Here is a 17,182-nt window from a genome sequence, read left to right on the forward strand (position 1 = left end):
GTTTGCCACTGACCTTGCGGCCCGTTCGACTTGCATGTATTAGGCCTGCCGCTAGCGTTCATCCTGAGCCAGGATCAAACTCTCCATCGTAAATAATTGTGTGAAAGCTAAACTTCCACGATGTTATAACCGCTGAGCGAACTCAGCCAGGTTGTGTTGTTATGCTGCCAGTTTGTCAAAGAACTCATCGCCGGAACCCGTTGGTTCAGCGTGGTGAGAAGTCTACGTTTCTTCTCGTGCTACCCGCTCTTTCGATTTGGGATTGCAAAGGTACGCTTTATTTCTGGTTTGTCAAGTTAAATCTGAAAATATTTTTTGGTGTTGATTTTCAGAATGTTAGCCTTAACTGTCTACTAGTCAAGTGGTTAGCTCTATTAGTAGCCCTGTTTCTTTCGATTTGGGACTGCAAAGGTAGGGAGCTTTTTCACCCTTGTCAAGACCCCATCCAAAAATAATTGAATAGCTCAAATTCACAATTCACTTAAGTAGCTGACTGTGGTCTAGTTAGGCCTAAAAAATATTTTTAACTTTTTTCCTGAATGCTAGTTACCGGCTTTGTTTCAGTGAGAAAGTATACTTTAAAAGACGCTGGCAATGATCAAACAAGGACGATGAGTTATATTGCATCTTTCTTTTGTCGCAAAAAAGTAGTGCGACCTTACACAATGAAAATACTACATACAGCCGATTGGCATCTGGGAAAGCGGCTTCAGGATTTTCAGCGACTTCAGGAACAACGTGATGTTTTAGCAGAAATCATACAAATAGCTGATCGTGAAGAGCCTGATTTGGTTTTGATAGCTGGGGATTTGTTCGACACATTTAATCCTGATCCAAAAGCAGAGGACTTATTATATAGTACACTAAAAGACTTGACGGCAAATGGTCATAGGCCAGTCGTTGTAGTGGCGGGGAATCACGACAATCCTGATCGCATTGAAGCGCAGGATCATTTTGGTCGCGAGTGCGGAATTCTGTTTGCTGGATTTCCCAAAACAGAAATTCGTCAGTATCCAATAAGCTGTGAAGCTAAATTACTTCAATCGGCTTCTGGTTTTATTGAACTGAAAGTAGCTCACCATGAGGCTCCGGTACGCATTATTCTTACGCCTTACGCCAACGAGACCCGAATGCAGGCTTATTTCGGGATGATAAACCTTGACAATGAGCTTCGCCAAAGCTTGCAAAACCATTGGGTACATCTGGCTGATAAATACATGAATGACAAAGGCATCAATCTGCTGATGGCGCATCTATTTATGATGAAACGCGGTGGTGAGCAGCCTGAAGAATCAGACGATGAGCGAAGTATTTTGCAAGTAGGGGGCGCGTCGGTGATGTATACAGATATGATTCCTCCTCAGGTGCAATACGCTGCTTTGGGGCATTTGCATCGCTTTCAAACAATAGATGGTGGACCTTGTCCGGTGGTGTATAGCAGTAGTCCGCTGGCATATAGTTTTGCAGAAGCGGATCAACAGAAGTATGTCGTTCTGGTTGATGTTGAGCCCGGTCAACCGGCAACGGTAAGGCCAATTCCATTGACAACAGGTAAACGACTCTTGCGTCCGCGGTTTAAACGTGTCGACGAAGCGGTTGAATGGCTTTCGCAAAATCCGAATTGCTATCCAGAAATCACGTTACAAACAACTACATATTTAACCAGCGAAGAACGACGACAACTTCAACAGGCCCATCAATCGTTGGTAACCATTATTCCTGATGTGCGCCCGGCTGATGAGCCTGAGCAAGTGACTGCCCCTACAATTGATCTCACGCAAAGTATGGATACGCTCTTTGCGAATTATTTCAAAAGCCGAAATAAAGGGCAGGAACCTAACGAGCGATTGCAACAGTTGTTTCGGGAAATTTTAGCTACCGAACCTGAATGATCCCTATTAAATTATCCATTCAAGGCCTTTATTCATATCAGGATACCCAAGTAATTGACTTCCAACGACTGACTGGATCGAATGTATTCGGCATATTCGGAAAGGTTGGTAGTGGTAAAACCTCTTTGCTGGAAGCGATTAGTTTTGCATTGTACGGCGAGACGGAACGTTTAAATAGTCGTGATAATCGTCAGTATAATATGATGAATCTGAAATCAAATCGGCTACAGATCGATTTCGAATTTCAGGCCGGGCCAGATCAGCAGATTTATAAATTTATTTACGAAGCCAAACGTCATCCTAAAAAGCATCAGGAAATCGGTCCTGGTGAACGACGTATGTTTGTTCGGGAGGGTAATGATTGGACTCCGCTCTCGAATGAGAAAGAAGATATTGCCGTTCTGTCGAAGCAGATTTTGGGTCTGGACTACCCGAATTTCAAGCGGACGATCATCATTCCTCAGAACCAGTTTCGCGAGTTCCTGGAACTCAGCCCCACAGAGCGGACCGGGATGATGAATCAGCTTTTTAAACTGGAGCAGTATGATTTAGCGGGTCGGGTTAAGAAACTAAGTGCAAGTAATGATAATCAACTAGCGGAATTACGTGGTTTGATGGCTCCGTTAGAAACCGTCACGCCAGAGGTTATTACACAAGCCGAGAACAATATTGCTTCAACGCTTGATGCTGTTCGGACAAAAGAAAGAGAGATTGACCTATTGGTAACTGACGAGCAACGATTAGTCCATTCTCAAACGCAGGCTCAGGCGTTAGTCAATCTGCAACGCGAATGGAACGTATTACAAGCACAGGAGCCTACCTATCAGCAACTTCGACAAACGGTTTCTTTATATGAAACCTGCCGACTCATATTTCAGAGCGATCTGGTGAATTTGCGCAAGTTACAGGATAAGAAAACGGGTCTGCAACAGGCAGAAAAGAAAGCGGCAGAGCAATTAGCGGAAATAACCAGCCAGGTACTGGGCCTTCAGTCGGTATATGAAGCTACTAAACGAGCATTTGAAAGCCGGGGGCAATTGCAAAAACAGATAGATGAACTGGATAACGTTCAAACAATCAGGACGCTACAGGAAGCGGTTGGATTACAGCAAAAGAACCGTCAGCACGTAGCGAATCGCATCGAGGAGTTAACCAAAACGATTGATGCGCATAAAACCGAACGGAAAAAGCATCAGGCGCTCATTGAGGGATCGTTTGGGCAATCGTCAGAATTAGAGCGTCTGTATCAGATTGAAAATTGGTTTGCAGTCTATCGGCCCCTAAAAAAACAAGCTGACGACTTACAAAGGCAATATGCTGAATATGAAACTACTATAGCGGATATAAAACTACGAAAAGATAAATCACTGGAAGGTTTCCCAAAAGAATGGGCTGATCTGACGCTCAAAACCTTACCAAGACAGATTGACACTAGCTTGGTTCAGTTAAAATCGAGTCGAAAAGATTACGAAAAAGCGCATCAGAAAGCGATTGTCAAACAGGAACTTAGTCGTTTTATAGAATCTCTAACTGAGGGTACTCCTTGCCCCCTCTGCGGCTCTGAACATCATCCAGCTAAACACAATTCAGCTCAGGATAAGGCAGATTTTGAGAAAATACAACAAGAGGTTCTAAACCACAAACGTGCTCTGGATTCAACCGATAAACAAATCGATGAGGCTACAGCGTTACGGCTATTAATCGAAGGGCTGGAAAAAGAACTTCGGGGAACGCTGGATAATGGCAAGCGATTGATTCAGGATCGAACAGCTATCGTCCAGCAACTGACTGAACATGAGGATAAATTCGTTTGGCAAGAATTTGACAAAGAGCGAGAACACGAATTGACCGACGTAATTCGGCAACAGCGCGAACAGCGACATAATCTACAAAGCAGCCAAAAAGCTGTTCAGGAATTGAATAGTCAAATCGAAGCCATTGAAGCGGAACAGTACACAGAAACTCAAACATTAAACACCTTCGATACAGACATTGCCGGTTTGAATGGCCAATTAAAAACGGAGATTGGTTCATTGGAATATTACCGTTTTGCCGAAGTTGAGCAGTGGGACTTAGTGCAAATCGCTGACTTACGGGGTTCGCTGACGCAAACCTATGAGTTAACCAAAACGAATTTCGAGACCGCCGACGCACAGAAATCTAATGCTGAAAAACGACGGGCTTCACTTCAGGAACAACTCCAGCAATTAGGAAATCAATTAGCTGATTTAAGTATTGATAGCCAAAGTATTGAGGCATCTATCTCTCAAAATCTGGTCAAACAAAAGTTAGCTCGCGACATCGTCGAAAAGGTCTTGCAAAGCAATGTAGATATCGATCAGGAGCGATCCCGTATTAATGATTACGATAAAAAATGTACGGGTTTACGAAAACAGATCACTGATCTGGAAGCTGAATTAACGCAATTTCCATTTGATGCGAAGGCATTAGCTACTATACAAAGTCAGCTCACGGCTCTTCGCAAACAGAAAGATGATTTAAACAAAGAGTTTGGCCAACTCACGAATATTCTGACGAATCTGAAACGCCAATGGGCCGAAAAGCAAGCGCATCAGAAACGATACGATGAATTGGATTTGCGTCGGCAGGATTTGAAGAAAATGGATGAGTTGTTTCGGGCGCAGGGCTTCGTCAATTACGTTTCGTCTGTTTATCTGAAAAACCTTTGCGAGTCGGCTAATGATCGCTTTTTCAAGCTGACGAACAATCAGTTAAAGCTTGAATTAGACGATAAAAATAACTTCCAGGTTCGCGATTTCCTGAACGGCGGAGAAGTCCGAAGTGTGAAAACCCTCTCAGGCGGTCAGACATTTCAGGCGGCCTTATCGCTGGCATTAGCCCTATCCGACAACATTCAGCACCTGACCAAAGCCAAACAAAATTTGTTTTTCTTGGATGAAGGTTTCGGTACACTCGATAAAGATTCTCTGCAAACAGTCTTCAAAACCCTCAAATCGCTGCGTTCTGAAAATCGAATTGTCGGTATTATTTCACACGTCGAAGAATTGCAGCAGGAAGTCGATACCTACATCCGGGCCGAAGCGACGGAAAATGGAAGCCGGATTATACGGAGTTGGGAGGAGTAAAATTCACCTCACCCCTAGCCCCTCTCCTGTTTTAGGAGAGGGGAATTACTTTCGCTTTTACGGGATAATTCGGTTTCTAGGGGATAGTTTGTTTTACTCCCCATTGCTCTACTATTTTTCCTTCACTTAGCCGAAAAATATCGTAAAACAAGCCTGGGTTTTGATGCCATTTCCCTTCGGATTGAACAACGGCAAAATCACCTTCAGCAATAATTCGCTGTACCTTTTCAATGGAAAATTCTGCTTGCTGCCCTAAATAATCTTTTAGTCCAGATACTCCATTGACAATTTCGGGGTTGTGCTGAATTAAATCGGGAGCAACAAAATCGGGCAACTTGTCGAGTTGGCGATCAACGAAAATCTGTTGACAGAAATCCGTCGCAATTGCTTTATTCTCTATCGTTAGCGCGGCATCTTCCAATGGCATTGAGCCATTCATGAACGCATTTCCATTTAGCGTCGTTTCTGGCTGATCCTGGATAACATCCCAGTGCTCAATTACCTTACCATCCTGCATTCGAAATAAATCGACAACCGCTTTCTGTTTGTCACCCCAACCAAAACTCATATTCGTGACAACATATTCCCCCTCAGCAATTAGCCGCATAAAGGGTTTTGCTGGGTTTGCTGGTTTGGGCATTTGCTTCATATAGCTTAGTGCCTCGAGCAAACCTGCTTTGCCCGGTTTTACCATCAAACTATGCTGTATGTAATCATCGGCTATAATTTGTTCGGCAAAGGCAATATCACCCTGAGCAACTGCCCGGCGGTAAAAATCCAGAATAATGGATTTATTTATCGTTTCCTGTTGCATGATCTGCATGTTGTGAATTGTCTGTTTAGTCGTCGTTTTGGAACACGACAAAATGAGAGGGCCGATCAGGCAAATCGCGCCCATGATGAAATGGCAAAATTTCATCGGTATAAAAAATTACAAGTGAGAGAAAGACCTACTATTCAGCCAATACGAAAGCTGAATGCGCTAATTTGACGAGCGCAGTACGTGCCGAACTAGTCTACCGTAAAACAGGTAGCGATTCGGCGCAGGTCAGTGATATGTAATGAGAATTTTCAGTGGGGCAAAATTAACAAATCTCGAAATCCTGCAAGAAATCAGCTAACATTTTTACTTTTACCGGCTCGTAAATCATTCCATTAGTCTGATGAAAAAACTAATTATACTGGGTCTTTTGGGCAATCTGGCCATTATAGGCTGTCGCACTTCTAAGCCAGACTCGAATGCGCTCCAAAACCAGAAACCTATTACAACGATCGCTTTTGGATCGTGTAGCCGGCAGAGCCTTCCGCAGCCGCTTTGGGATGATATTGTTGCCACTAAACCGGATGTCTGGATTTGGCTAGGTGATAATATCTACGGCGATTCGGAGAATATGGATACGCTACGCGCCAAATACAATACGCAAAAATCGAACCCCGTTTACCAGCAATTGCGTCAGTCGGCTTCGATTATTGGTGTATGGGACGACCACGATTATGGCGTTAACGATGGCGGTAAAGAATATCCAAAACGAAAAGAAAGTCAGCAGGTTATGTTGGATTTTCTGGATGAGCCTGCCGACAGTCCATTACGGAAACAGGAAGGTGCGTATTCAGCGCATAGCTACGGGCCAAAAGGCCAGCGCGTAAAAGTGATTCTGCTGGATGCCCGTTATTTCCGCGATCCATTAAAGAAAGAGAGCAAGCGAAACGTGCCAGACCCTACAGGCGATATGCTAGGCGAAGCGCAGTGGCAATGGCTGGAAGGCCAGCTGGCCAATTCCGACGCTGATATCCATATTATTGGTAGCGGTGTTCAGGTTCTTCCGGAAGAACATGTATATGAGAAATGGGCTAATTTCCCCACCGCTAGAAAACGATTGCTGGACTTATTGGGCAAAACAAAACCAAAAGGCGCTTTCCTAATCAGTGGCGATCGGCACATGGCTGAAGTATCCAAAGTAACGGTGTCGGGATTATCTTACGAGCTATATGACATTACCAGCAGCGGACTTACGCACGTTTCAGCGCCCCACGAAGAAGCCAATCGTCATCGCGTCGGCAAGATGGTTTCTGAACTTAATTACGGTCTGATTACAATTGATTGGCAGGCAAAGCCGCTAACCGCCATCGTCCGCATCAACGGCGATAATCGAGCAACCTATTTGACGCAGGAAATCAAATTTTAAAAAAGCCCCTCTCCTGTTTTAGGAGAGGGGCAGTCCTACGATTCGGTTGGGGACGGTCGGCCGCTGCCGTGAGGTTACTCTTGCTTCGTAACTAAATCCATCACTTCTTCCGAAATACCAGTCATGGAGAAACCGCCGTCGTGGAAGAGGTTTTGCATGGTTACCATGCGCGTTAAATCGGAAAAGAGCGTAACAACGTAATCGGCGCACTGCGCTGCGGTTGCATTACCCAGTGGAGCCATTTTATCGGCAAATTCGAAGAATTTGTCGAAGCCGCCGATGCCACTTCCAGCTTTCGTTGGTGTTGGCGATTGCGAAACTGTGTTAACACGAACGTTCCGATATTTACCATATTGATAACCAAAGCTCCGGGCAATCGACTCCAGAACCGCTTTAGCATCGGCCATATCATTATAGAAGGGGAAGGTTCGCTGAGCCGCCATATACGTTAAGGCAACAACCGATCCCCACTCATTAATTGCATCGAGTTTATACGCCGTTTGCAGCATTTTATGGAGCGACATCGCCGAAATGTCGATGCTTTGTTTAAACCACTCGTAATTCAGGTCGGTATACGCTTTGCCTTTGCGGACGTTTGGACTCATGCCGATCGAGTGTAACACAAAATCAACTTTGCCACCCAGTACTTCCTGCGATTTGGTGAACAGGTTTTCAAGGTCTTCTACCGACGTTGCATCGGCCGGAATTATTTCAGCATTGCATTCGTCGGCCAGTTGCTTGATCGCGCCCATACGCATGGCAATGGGTGCGTTTGTCAGCGTGAAAATAGCCCCTTCCTCTTTCGCTTTCAGCGCGACTTTCCAGGCAATCGAGTTTTCATCTAAGGCACCGGAAATGATGCCGCGTTTTCCGTTTAATAATCCGTAAGCCATATTTATTAATTGGATATAAGGACTTATGAAGCGTGAATTATGGTTTGTTCAGCCTTCATTAAGTCGTCAAAGTTAGGTTATTTTTTCTGGGGATGAGCTACTTCAACTATTGTAACCGGCGTAACGGGCAATTTTAAGACAGTCTCCATGAACTTTTCAGTGGCCTGATAAACACCGGGTAAATCCTTCGATGTAAAATGAGAAGCAATTACGTGAGCACCCGCATTCGGGAAATCAACTTTCTCTTTTTTATCCGTAGGCGTGCCTAATTCGTCAAACATCTCCAGCATTGCGGGCACTGAAACAACGTTGTCCTGATGATCCTCATCCTTATAATAATAGCCCATAAACACCGGCTGTTTTACCTTCTGAAACAACTCTGGTTTCATATACTCGTCGATCATGGTTTGCAAGGTAAATAGACCGTTGGTGTGATATTGCGGTAGCCAATAACGGGCGCGTTCGCCACTGTAATGCGTATTAATCAGGTGTTCGTCTTTAAAAATCAAACCGACAATCTGTTTACCCCAAGGACCAGTTGATAGTTTCAAGGCCGGATTTGCTACGGCAATGCAGGGTGAATACAGAATTAATCCGTCAATTTCAGGGTGGTGAGCGGCCAGGTAAAGCGATAGCATCCCTCCTGCCGATGTTCCCATCAAAATCACTTTATCGCCCAGCGCTTTTCCGATTGCCAATGCCCGTTCTGCTGATTCAGCATAATTTGCCGGAGTGATTTCTTTAAACGCATCAGGTGAATTAATGCCGTGTTCTGCCGGACGGGCGAGGTATAAATTACAGCCAAAATGCTTCGCAATCTGCTTATGAACGGGATCGCCCTCGGCCCAGCTTGCCGAAAAACCGGGAATATAGACGATACTGTATGGGGGTTTAACCTTATGCAAACTATCTGCCCATACAATCCGGGCTTCGTTATCCGGTCGAACGTTGGCTTTGCCTTCGTAGATAGCAATCTGTTCCTCTACCTGAACTGGATCAACATGGCTGGCATCCAGATCGAGCGAAAAATCACCGACTTTCACTGGATCTGAATGAACAGACGGACCTACCAGAAACCCAATAAAGAGAATGGCCAACATCACACCTGTAACCGTCAAAACCCGTTTCATACATATTCTTTTATATCCATTCGGATACGCCAGTCTTTCGGTAAATAGTTATTCACCCGATTCCCAACGCCTTTCATCCAACCCAGATTCAGGCCCTTATATTGCGCTAGTAGCCAACCCTTTACGGGTTCATCAAGTAGTAGATTTTCTTTCTTGAAGTACCGTAACGCATTTTCTTTACTAAGTTCAATAGCTGGCAATTTCTGGTTGATATCTGTACTGAGCGCCAGTGCGTGCGACGGAATAAAATCCTGTCCTTTAAATTGCCCCATTTCCAGCCCAAACCCTTTTTGCTTTAGGGCACTATCCAGAAACAGAAACGTTTTCTCCAGCGATTTTGGAAGCGCCATCACGTCACCATTAGGCTTTTCCCAGAATGAAAAATCAGCTGGATTTTGCAGCCAGTTGGAGGCCGCTGCAGTTTCACGCGGACGTAAGGCCCGAATACTTCGGAACGTACGGGCATCTAATTTTACAGCCGGTGTAAACGTCGTTTTCTTAAATACACTAATAAAAAAGCCTTCACCCCGAACACGATGTGGATAACATTGATAGCCAACAGAGTTATCCACATACTTTTCAACAATCTGCCAATCCTGGGGAAAAACCAACGGACGATTTCGAAAACCATTTTCGGTCAGGAAACGAACATTCTCTACATTCTCCGAATCATTATACGTACAAGTGCTGAAAATGAGTATTCCCCCTTCATCCAACAGCGGAGCAGCCGCAGCCAGAATCCGCTTTTGCCGGGACGAACATAGCTGAACCGAATCTTCCGACCATTCCTCCGCAGCATCAGGATCTTTCCGAAACAGCCCTTCGCCCGAACAAGGCGCATCGACCACAACCACGTCAAAAAATCCGGCCAGATTGGTCATGTCTTCCGGATCATGATTCGTAACGACCACATTGGAGTAGCCCCATTTCTCCAGGTTTTCGCGCAAGACCGATACTCGGCTTCGAATTACTTCATTGCAAATCAGTAAACTTTCGGGAGTCAAAGCTGAAGCTAATAAGGTGCTTTTTCCGCCTGGTGCTGCACACAAATCCAACACCCGCAACGGACGAGCCAGATTAACCGATTGCTTTAGCGCTTCATACAATAACATGGACGAAGCTTCCTGAACGTAATACGCACCAGCCTGAAACAACGGATCGAGGGTAAAACTAGGCCGTTCAGACAAGTAATAACCCCGAACAGATGGGTCGGTACACCACGGAATCGGGCTCAGATCAGTTGTGTCATAAACAGCTTTACGCGGATTCAGACGAATACTGACAGGAGCTGGTTCAGCTAGGGCATTCAGGAAATCAGGAAACTCCGCTGCCAGTTGCACCTGCATCTGTTCGCGAAATGCCAGAGGCAGATCAGTAGGATTCATTCGACAAAAATACGGAACAGTCGCCCGGTTTTCACTAAACTTGCAGTATGGAAGCACTACAAGATCGGTTCGCACAAATCAAGACATTCATTTTCGATGTCGATGGTGTTCTGACGAATGGAAGCGTCAATCTCTTAGCTTCTGGCGAACGTTTCCGAACGGTAAACATTCGGGACATTTACGCGATTGAACAGGCGCTAAAAGCGGGTTTTCGGGTGGGTATTTTATCGGCATCGAATGCAGACGGCGTCCGTAACTGGCTGATGAACATGAATGTCACGGATATCTTCATGGGCGGCCCTTCCAACCAAAAAGTGAACGCTTACCTGGGCTACCTCACCCGCGATGGGCTAAACGAAGTCGAAACACTCTACATGGGCGACGATCTTCCCGATTACACGATCTTAAGTCGACCAACCGTACTCAGTACCTGTCCGGCCGATGCCATCGACGAAATTCAGTCTGTCAGCGATTATATTTCTCCGAAAGCCGGGGGATATGGTGCTGTTCGCGACGTAATTGAGCAAGTGATGCGCGCTCAGGGTAAATGGGTTCTCTAGTCCCATCTTTTCATTATTTTTTATTGACAAGACTTAACGTTACATGAATGATTTAGCAGAACGTGACCAGGCCGTTATCTGGCATCCGTTCACGCAAATGCAGACAGCTCCATTACCAATACCCATCGTACGCGGAGAAGGATCGATTCTTTATGGAGCTGATGGCCAGGAATATCTGGATATGGTTTCGTCGTGGTGGGTCAATATACACGGACACGCTCATCCTTATATTGCCCAACGCATATCGGAACAATTACATACACTCGAACACGTCATTTTCGCAGGCTTTACCCATCAGCCAGCCGTCGAATTAGCCGAACGTTTGCTCACTATTCTGCCTCAAAATCAGTCCAAAATTTTCTATTCTGATAATGGGTCAACGGCCGTCGAAGTAGCACTGAAAATGGCTTTTCAATATTGGCACAATCTTGACCAGCCCCGCCGAAAAGTTGTTGCGCTGGAAAACGCCTATCACGGTGATACATTTGGCGCAATGGCCGTCGGTGAGCGAAGTGCCTTTACTGCGCCATTCTTTCCGTTCTTGTTCGATGTTGATTTTCTACCCACGCCCATACCTGGCCAGGAAGCCGCTGTTCTGGAACGAGCCGAAGCCTTATTTACAGCCGAAACCGCTGCGTTTATTGCAGAGCCTCTCGTACAAGGTGCAGGCGGAATGGTCATGTATGAGCCGGAAATCCTCAATAAGTTATTTCAATTAGCCCGAAGTAAAGGCGCGCTAATCATTGCCGACGAAGTGATGACGGGTTTCGGCCGCACTGGCAAGCTTTTCGCCAGCGAATATTTATTAGAAAAACCAGACTTGATGTGTCTGTCGAAAGGGTTAACAGGCGGCACAATGGCCCTAGGTGTAACAACTTGTACGAAAGCCATTTATGACGCTTTCCTTTCTGAGGACAAATTCAAAACGCTTTTTCATGGTCATTCCTTTACGGCAAATCCATTAGCCTGTACAGCGGCTCTAGCCAGTATGGATTTATTGCTACAGTCTGAAACACAAGCCAATATTCAGCGTATTTCAAAAAATCATTCAGATTTTGCGCGTCGGCTGGCAACTTATTCAACTGTTAGCAACATTCGGCAACATGGTACCTTACTCGCGTTCGACCTAAGTGTTGGTCAGCAAACGTCTTATTTTAACAACATCCGTGATGTAGCTTATCAATTCTTATTGGAGCGAGGTATTCTTATGCGTCCGTTAGGGAATGTACTATATATCATGCCCCCATATTGCACAACCGATGAGCAATTGATGTATGCCTACGAACAAGTAGAATCTCTACTATCAACTCTTTAGTTACTTGATATTTTGACTTTAATCTATCAACTTTGTTAGTATAAGCGGGAGTAGCTCAGTTGGTAGAGCGGCAGCTTCCCAAGCTGCAGGCCGTGGGTTCGAGACCCATTTCCCGCTCGACCCATACACACATGAGAATGAGCCGGTTAGCCGAAAGGTTAATCGGCTTTTTTCATTGAAGAAAGGTGTATAGGTACAACGCTAGGTACAACTTTTATTAAGTTGCTATTGACTACTTATAAGCCATCTAATCTGACAGATTACAACGCCTGAGAATCGCCTGTACGATTCAAAAATTATTTTTTCGGCAAATAATCGATTCTGATGAGGTGCACTAATGCACTTTTTCTGGCTGGTAATGGTAAAGGCCCTATATAGGAGTTTACCACCTTGCCACCCAAAAATCGGCCTAAATTTGGGCAGATAACTCAACCTGTTATGAAGCACTCAGTCCAACTAATATTTAGCTTATTTCTGCTCTTCTCGCTCAGCCAGTGTAAAAAGCCATCCATCACAAGTGATACTACGCCTACTCGTGACGAGAACATGGCTCTGGGTAATCCTGATGGGGCTAGAGCATCCGAGTCCAGTCCCAACGCTTACCTAATTTCCCGGCCAACGTATTCACTCTCCTATAACAACTCAACAGGTATTGCCAACTGGTGTAGCTGGCACCTATCAGCAGCCTGGAAAGGATCAGCGTTGCGTTACACAGGCAATTTCATTCCTGATCAGAGTTTGCCTACCACCTTCTTTCAGGCAAAGCACAGCGACTACACCAATACGGGTTTTGACCGTGGCCACCTCTGTCCATCGGATGATCGAGATGGATCTGATGAGGAGAATAAAACTACGTTCATTCTGACCAACATTGTGCCTCAGGCACCTCAGCTTAACCGGCAGTCCTGGCTTCGATTAGAAGAGTATTGCCGGAATCTAGTCACTCAGGGCAATGAATTGTATATCATTGCTGGTACTTATGGCAAAGGGGGTGAAGGAGATAATGGTAAAGCTAATAGTATAGCCAGTGGAAAGCTAACGGTTCCTGCTGCTCTGTGGAAGGTGATTGTAGTACTGCCCGTAGGTTCAGATGATGTGAATAGGATCAACGCGCAGACGCGGGTTATTGCGGTTTGGATGGGTAATACGAATGCAGTAGGTGAGCAGTCATGGGGAAACTACCGGGTGAGTGTAGATGAAGTAGAAAAGCAAACTGGGTATGATTTGCTGTCGAACGTGCCGGAGAGTGTGCAGAAGATGGTTGAGGCTAGGGTTGATCAAATCACTCTATAGATATCGTAGCTTGCGAATGACTACGTTTAGTGTAGGGGATTTATATAGGGGGAGCGGAGGGCTTATCATAGGCATTATGGTTACTAAAAATGTGATCATAAAAGTGTAGCATATATGTTTCAAGTATATTATATTTGTTGCCCCATTTAAAAAAACTATCTTTTCCCTCAGAAGAAAACAGTCAATAGGCATGTTTGCACCAGACCCCTATAAAAGGTATCAGACAGGCATGACACTGGATCATTTATTTCCAGTGGTAAATAATGGCTTATGTGCCTGCGGATGCGGTAAGCTGTTAACGGGTAGACAGACGCGCTGGACTTCAGAGAAGTGCCAGGAACGAGCACTTGACATCTATCTGTTGGTAAAGGGGGACACACGCGAGATTCGAAGACAAGTGTTTGATCGTGATAAAGGTGTGTGCGCCCACTGCGGAGAAGTCCACCAAATTTGGCACGCTGATCATATTATCCCTGTTTATAAAGGGGGCGGCTACTGCGATTTAGACAATTTTCAAACCTTGTGTGTCCCCTGTCATGTCGCTAAGGGTTCTTCTGAATCTTCCAGTGAATGCCAGATTAGTTTATACAGCCAGCAAGCGGCATCTACGTTTGTCAAAATCTGAGCCTGAGATTTAGGAGCAGCTGCGATTGAGCCGCCGAAAATATCAACCGAAAACATTAGGTTGTGTACCGCCTTTTCCTCCTCTGCTTTAACGTGCTTATCAATAAATTGCTGTAAAATAGTAGCAATAACCGCCTGTGATCTGGGTTTAAGTATTTCGGTTTTCTTAATGTGAAATTTAATAGCACCGATTACTTTTTTCTTTTTGTATTCGCCCCTCAGAATTAAATCTGGTTGTACGCTCACATCAACGCCGTTAATATCCATTATCCCCTTGCCTGAAAACGACGAAAAACTTAGTCCCTCAAAATGACTTAAATCTATATTCTTTAATTCATTGAGCGATTCAATAGAGGCTTGTTGATCGTTTTGGTCATGCTTATTCTTAAGTATTTTTTTCTTCAGATCCTCTATTGATTTATCAATTATTGACACATCGAAACTTTCGGTAAAATAGCGTACGCAGGTTGCTCTGGCTTCCGTGTATCGAAACGCTTTGATGCCAGGTGGTCTTTTTGCTGACTGATCTTTAACAATACTTTTTTGCCGTATTGAAGTAGCTGTTACGAACTCACCCAACTTATTGACAGAAATCTTAGGTTTTTTTCCCATTATAAAGTTTAGGTTTAGATTTGTTCTCTATCGCCAGTTCATTCCCCAGGCCGGTTTTTCAGGGCGGTGTCAAATTGAAATAAAAATTAAACGTATTTCTCTATTCGCTGAAAAAGCAGTAACCCACTCGCCTATACTGCTAGCATGCTACAGATAAAACACCCATTTTCACACCGTCTTTTTCCCGTTTTTAGTAGGGTGTTTTACTCCTCATCATGCGCCATAAGCTCAAAGTTGTCATGCACCAGGGCCTGATTACAGGATTCAATCTCCTCTTTGATATGCCCTTTGGATCGGTTGTCGGTATCCGACAGTTCGTTAAGTGCTTTCGTTAATTGATCTTTTCTAGCCCATACCTGAGCGCGTTCATTCTGAGTCATTGGATGTAGAGGTTTATTTGACGGTTAAAATGTCGTCCCACCGCGTCGTGTAGCAGGGAGACAGGTATTTAGGTTTCATAGGCCACTCCGGATTCTGCATCTGAGAAGCCAGACGAAGTTTATCCTTTCCATAGCGGTAGTTCAGCTTGTCAACTACGTGAGCTAGTTTTAGGGCTTTCTCATTGGGGCCACTAGTAAACAGAGCCGTTTCCCGGTAGTCTTCCGGCACCAGATCAGTCAGCATAATCCCTACCCTTAGGTAGTGGTAGCCAAAGGAGAAAATACCTCGTAAGGCAGCAACCGCATACTGGAGTAGTTCAGGGGTAGAACTGGTCGGATGGGGCAAACGTACCGTTCGGGTATTGCTGTACTGCTTGCTGGGTAGCCCGTTCCTAGGCGTTTTGCGGTGCGGATTGGTTCGTAAATAGACCGTCAGACAGCCCGCCATACTATTCTGTTTGCGTAGTTTCTCACAGATCCTAGATAAGTGGTAAGTGAGCGCATCTTCAACCTGTTCCAGGCTGGGCGTTACTTCGCCAAAGCCGGGTTCGGTGCAGATCGACTTCTTGGGGGGCTGATTGACGTCTAATAGCTTACAGGGTCTACCCCGAAGTTCATAGACAATACGAACCCCATTCACAGTCATTTTTTCGCGTATCCAGTCATCGGGTACATCCCGCAGTTGAGCCGCTGTTTTTATGTCGAATCGTTTCAGTTTTGATGCGGACTTATGCCCTACTCCCCAGATGTCCTCAACCGGAAAGTCCGCTAAGGCCTGGCTGATCTTTTCAGGTGTATCCAGTACGCAAACCCCGTTCAAATCTAGGTTTTGCTTGGCCAGCTTATTGGCCATTTTCGCTAGTGTCTTTGTGGGGCCAAACCCTACGCAGACAGGTAGCCTGAGCCACTGTTTAACCTTCGTCCGGATCGTTTCACCCAGCCCCTGATAGGACGGATAATACTGATCATAGCTGTCATCAACCAGCAGGAACGCTTCGTCAATTGAGTAAACTTCTACGTCCTCGACGAACTTCGCCAGGCAGCTCATCAGTCGTGCCGACACGTCGCCATAAAGCGGGTAATTGGAGGAGAACACGGCTACATTATACTGCTCGATCTGCTCTTTGATTTCAAAGTAATACCCCGTCATTTTAATGCCTAAGGCCTTAGCCTCGGCATTGCGGGCAATCACATTGCCGTCCCTATTGCTGAGCACAATGATAGGCCTGCCCGTCAAAGCTGGATGAAAACTGCGCTCAACCGAGCAGTAAAACGAGTTCGCGTCAACTAGGGCGTACATACTTAGGCGGCTTTGATACGATGTAGGTGACCACGCCCAGCACTTCAAGCGTATGGGGCTTAGGAATATAGATCGGTTGGTACCTGGGGTTGCTGGATTCCAGCTTGATTGTATTCCCCTCATCGACAAAGCGTTTGACGCACCAATCGCCATCGATAGAGGCTACGATAACTTTGCCTGTTATCACCTCAATGGTTGAATCCACGACCAGAATGGAGCCAGGGAAAATGTAATCGCCAATCATACTCTCACCTGTGGCTTTGACAAAATGAGTCATATCCACATCGCCCACGCAGAGGTCCTGCAAGTTGAGTCTGGCTTCGATGTAGTTTTCGGCTGGAGAAGCAAAACCAGCCTGAACCGATGAACCGTAAAGCGGAATTAACGTCCGGCGCGAAGCGTCCACTTTGTAGATGTTTTCAGGCGGAATCGGATCAAGGTTGTCAGCGATCTTCGTCATAGTGGTGTCAAATCCGTGGAATGAATCGCTAGTATAATTAAATTG

At 45.3% G+C, this 17,182-nt stretch carries 15 protein-coding genes, 1 tRNA gene and 1 rRNA gene; 8 read left to right on the forward strand and 9 right to left on the reverse strand.

What is annotated here, in order from left to right:
• Nucleotides 1-90: ribosomal RNA gene (locus ACYVE4_RS18530) — 16S ribosomal RNA — on the reverse strand; the annotation flags it as partial.
• A 575-nt stretch (nucleotides 91-665) separates the two neighbouring features.
• Between ACYVE4_RS18530 and ACYVE4_RS18535 the strand changes: the two genes are divergently transcribed.
• On the forward strand, nucleotides 666-1,892 hold the full coding sequence (locus ACYVE4_RS18535; protein ID WP_461041692.1) for a metallophosphoesterase family protein: 1,227 nt from the start codon (nucleotides 666-668) through the stop codon (nucleotides 1,890-1,892).
• On the forward strand, nucleotides 1,889-4,999 hold the full coding sequence (locus tag ACYVE4_RS18540; RefSeq protein WP_461041693.1) for an AAA family ATPase: 3,111 nt from the start codon (nucleotides 1,889-1,891) through the stop codon (nucleotides 4,997-4,999). The genes ACYVE4_RS18535 and ACYVE4_RS18540 overlap by 4 nt, the downstream gene beginning before the upstream one ends.
• Nucleotides 5,000-5,075: 76 nt before the next feature.
• On the opposite strand, the gene ACYVE4_RS18545 is transcribed toward ACYVE4_RS18540, so the two are convergent.
• Complete coding sequence (locus tag ACYVE4_RS18545) at nucleotides 5,076-5,918, reverse strand: nuclear transport factor 2 family protein (RefSeq protein ID WP_461041694.1); 843 nt, start codon at nucleotides 5,916-5,918, stop codon at nucleotides 5,076-5,078.
• Between the two features lie 244 nt (nucleotides 5,919-6,162).
• On the opposite strand from ACYVE4_RS18545, the gene ACYVE4_RS18550 reads away from it, so the two are divergent.
• Nucleotides 6,163-7,185, forward strand: a complete 1,023-nt coding sequence (locus ACYVE4_RS18550; RefSeq protein WP_461041695.1) for an alkaline phosphatase D family protein — start codon at nucleotides 6,163-6,165, stop codon at nucleotides 7,183-7,185.
• Nucleotides 7,186-7,259: 74 nt separating this feature from the next.
• Here ACYVE4_RS18550 and ACYVE4_RS18555 read toward each other — a convergent pair whose 3' ends face one another.
• From ACYVE4_RS18555 to ACYVE4_RS18565, 3 genes are all read right to left on the reverse strand, one after another.
• Nucleotides 7,260-8,078: an enoyl-ACP reductase FabI gene (locus ACYVE4_RS18555; protein ID WP_461041696.1), complete on the reverse strand. Its 819-nt coding sequence runs from the start codon at nucleotides 8,076-8,078 to the stop codon at nucleotides 7,260-7,262.
• Nucleotides 8,079-8,155: 77 nt separating this feature from the next.
• Nucleotides 8,156-9,208 (reverse strand): alpha/beta hydrolase, encoded by a 1,053-nt coding sequence (locus ACYVE4_RS18560; RefSeq protein WP_461041697.1) that lies wholly within the window; start codon nucleotides 9,206-9,208, stop codon nucleotides 8,156-8,158.
• Nucleotides 9,205-10,593, reverse strand: a complete 1,389-nt coding sequence (locus ACYVE4_RS18565) for a methyltransferase RsmF C-terminal domain-like protein (RefSeq protein ID WP_461041698.1) — start codon at nucleotides 10,591-10,593, stop codon at nucleotides 9,205-9,207. Before ACYVE4_RS18565 ends, ACYVE4_RS18560 begins: the two co-directional genes overlap by 4 nt.
• Nucleotides 10,594-10,640: 47 nt before the next feature.
• Between ACYVE4_RS18565 and ACYVE4_RS18570 the strand changes: the two genes are divergently transcribed.
• The 5 genes from ACYVE4_RS18570 (at nucleotide 10,641) to ACYVE4_RS18590 (ending at nucleotide 14,386) form a co-directional block, all read left to right on the forward strand.
• The gene (locus tag ACYVE4_RS18570; protein WP_461041699.1) at nucleotides 10,641-11,153 is read left to right on the forward strand and encodes a KdsC family phosphatase; all 513 of its coding nucleotides are present in this window, start codon (nucleotides 10,641-10,643) and stop codon (nucleotides 11,151-11,153) included.
• 43 nt (nucleotides 11,154-11,196) lie between these two features.
• Nucleotides 11,197-12,468 (forward strand): adenosylmethionine--8-amino-7-oxononanoate transaminase, encoded by a 1,272-nt coding sequence (gene bioA / locus ACYVE4_RS18575; protein ID WP_461041700.1) that lies wholly within the window; start codon nucleotides 11,197-11,199, stop codon nucleotides 12,466-12,468.
• A 44-nt stretch (nucleotides 12,469-12,512) separates the two neighbouring features.
• Nucleotides 12,513-12,585 (forward strand) — tRNA-Gly (locus ACYVE4_RS18580).
• Between the two features lie 321 nt (nucleotides 12,586-12,906).
• Nucleotides 12,907-13,761: a DNA/RNA non-specific endonuclease gene (locus ACYVE4_RS18585; RefSeq protein WP_461041701.1), complete on the forward strand. Its 855-nt coding sequence runs from the start codon at nucleotides 12,907-12,909 to the stop codon at nucleotides 13,759-13,761.
• A gap of 229 nt (nucleotides 13,762-13,990) precedes the next feature.
• A complete protein-coding gene (locus ACYVE4_RS18590; protein WP_461041929.1) occupies nucleotides 13,991-14,386 on the forward strand; it encodes an HNH endonuclease in 396 nt (131 codons plus the stop codon).
• Here ACYVE4_RS18590 and ACYVE4_RS18595 read toward each other — a convergent pair.
• From ACYVE4_RS18595 to ACYVE4_RS18610, 4 genes are all read right to left on the reverse strand, one after another.
• Nucleotides 14,296-14,997, reverse strand: a complete 702-nt coding sequence (locus ACYVE4_RS18595) for a hypothetical protein (RefSeq protein WP_461041702.1) — start codon at nucleotides 14,995-14,997, stop codon at nucleotides 14,296-14,298. The genes ACYVE4_RS18590 and ACYVE4_RS18595 overlap by 91 nt on opposite strands.
• A 203-nt stretch (nucleotides 14,998-15,200) precedes the next feature.
• The gene (locus tag ACYVE4_RS18600) at nucleotides 15,201-15,377 is read right to left on the reverse strand and encodes a hypothetical protein (RefSeq protein ID WP_461041703.1); all 177 of its coding nucleotides are present in this window, start codon (nucleotides 15,375-15,377) and stop codon (nucleotides 15,201-15,203) included.
• 13 nt (nucleotides 15,378-15,390) lie between these two features.
• Entirely contained in the window at nucleotides 15,391-16,677 is a 1,287-nt protein-coding gene (locus ACYVE4_RS18605) for a Y-family DNA polymerase (RefSeq protein ID WP_461041704.1), read from the reverse strand.
• Nucleotides 16,661-17,137 (reverse strand): LexA family protein, encoded by a 477-nt coding sequence (locus tag ACYVE4_RS18610; protein WP_461041705.1) that lies wholly within the window; start codon nucleotides 17,135-17,137, stop codon nucleotides 16,661-16,663. Before ACYVE4_RS18610 ends, ACYVE4_RS18605 begins: the two co-directional genes overlap by 17 nt.
• Nucleotides 17,138-17,182 lie beyond the last annotated feature (45 nt).

This window comes from Spirosoma harenae (assembly GCF_054776975.1).

Excerpts from the sequence above, each read along its gene's own strand:
- ACYVE4_RS18600 (WP_461041703.1), bottom strand. The coding sequence starts at position 15,377 with ATGACTCAGAATGAACGCGCTCAGGTATGGGCTAGAAAAGATCAATTA.
- ACYVE4_RS18590 (WP_461041929.1), top strand. The coding sequence starts at position 13,991 with ATGACACTGGATCATTTATTTCCAGTGGTAAATAATGGCTTATGTGCC.
- ACYVE4_RS18565 (WP_461041698.1), bottom strand. The coding sequence starts at position 10,593 with ATGAATCCTACTGATCTGCCTCTGGCATTTCGCGAACAGATGCAGGTG.
- ACYVE4_RS18560 (WP_461041697.1), bottom strand. The coding sequence starts at position 9,208 with ATGAAACGGGTTTTGACGGTTACAGGTGTGATGTTGGCCATTCTCTTT.
- ACYVE4_RS18585 (WP_461041701.1), top strand. The coding sequence starts at position 12,907 with ATGAAGCACTCAGTCCAACTAATATTTAGCTTATTTCTGCTCTTCTCG.
- ACYVE4_RS18545 (WP_461041694.1), bottom strand. The coding sequence starts at position 5,918 with ATGAAATTTTGCCATTTCATCATGGGCGCGATTTGCCTGATCGGCCCT.
- ACYVE4_RS18570 (WP_461041699.1), top strand. The coding sequence starts at position 10,641 with ATGGAAGCACTACAAGATCGGTTCGCACAAATCAAGACATTCATTTTC.
- ACYVE4_RS18595 (WP_461041702.1), bottom strand. The coding sequence starts at position 14,997 with ATGGGAAAAAAACCTAAGATTTCTGTCAATAAGTTGGGTGAGTTCGTA.
- bioA (WP_461041700.1), top strand. The coding sequence starts at position 11,197 with ATGAATGATTTAGCAGAACGTGACCAGGCCGTTATCTGGCATCCGTTC.
- ACYVE4_RS18555 (WP_461041696.1), bottom strand. The coding sequence starts at position 8,078 with ATGGCTTACGGATTATTAAACGGAAAACGCGGCATCATTTCCGGTGCC.
- ACYVE4_RS18605 (WP_461041704.1), bottom strand. The coding sequence starts at position 16,677 with ATGTACGCCCTAGTTGACGCGAACTCGTTTTACTGCTCGGTTGAGCGC.
- ACYVE4_RS18535 (WP_461041692.1), top strand. The coding sequence starts at position 666 with ATGAAAATACTACATACAGCCGATTGGCATCTGGGAAAGCGGCTTCAG.
- ACYVE4_RS18610 (WP_461041705.1), bottom strand. The coding sequence starts at position 17,137 with ATGACGAAGATCGCTGACAACCTTGATCCGATTCCGCCTGAAAACATC.
- ACYVE4_RS18550 (WP_461041695.1), top strand. The coding sequence starts at position 6,163 with ATGAAAAAACTAATTATACTGGGTCTTTTGGGCAATCTGGCCATTATA.
- ACYVE4_RS18540 (WP_461041693.1), top strand. The coding sequence starts at position 1,889 with ATGATCCCTATTAAATTATCCATTCAAGGCCTTTATTCATATCAGGAT.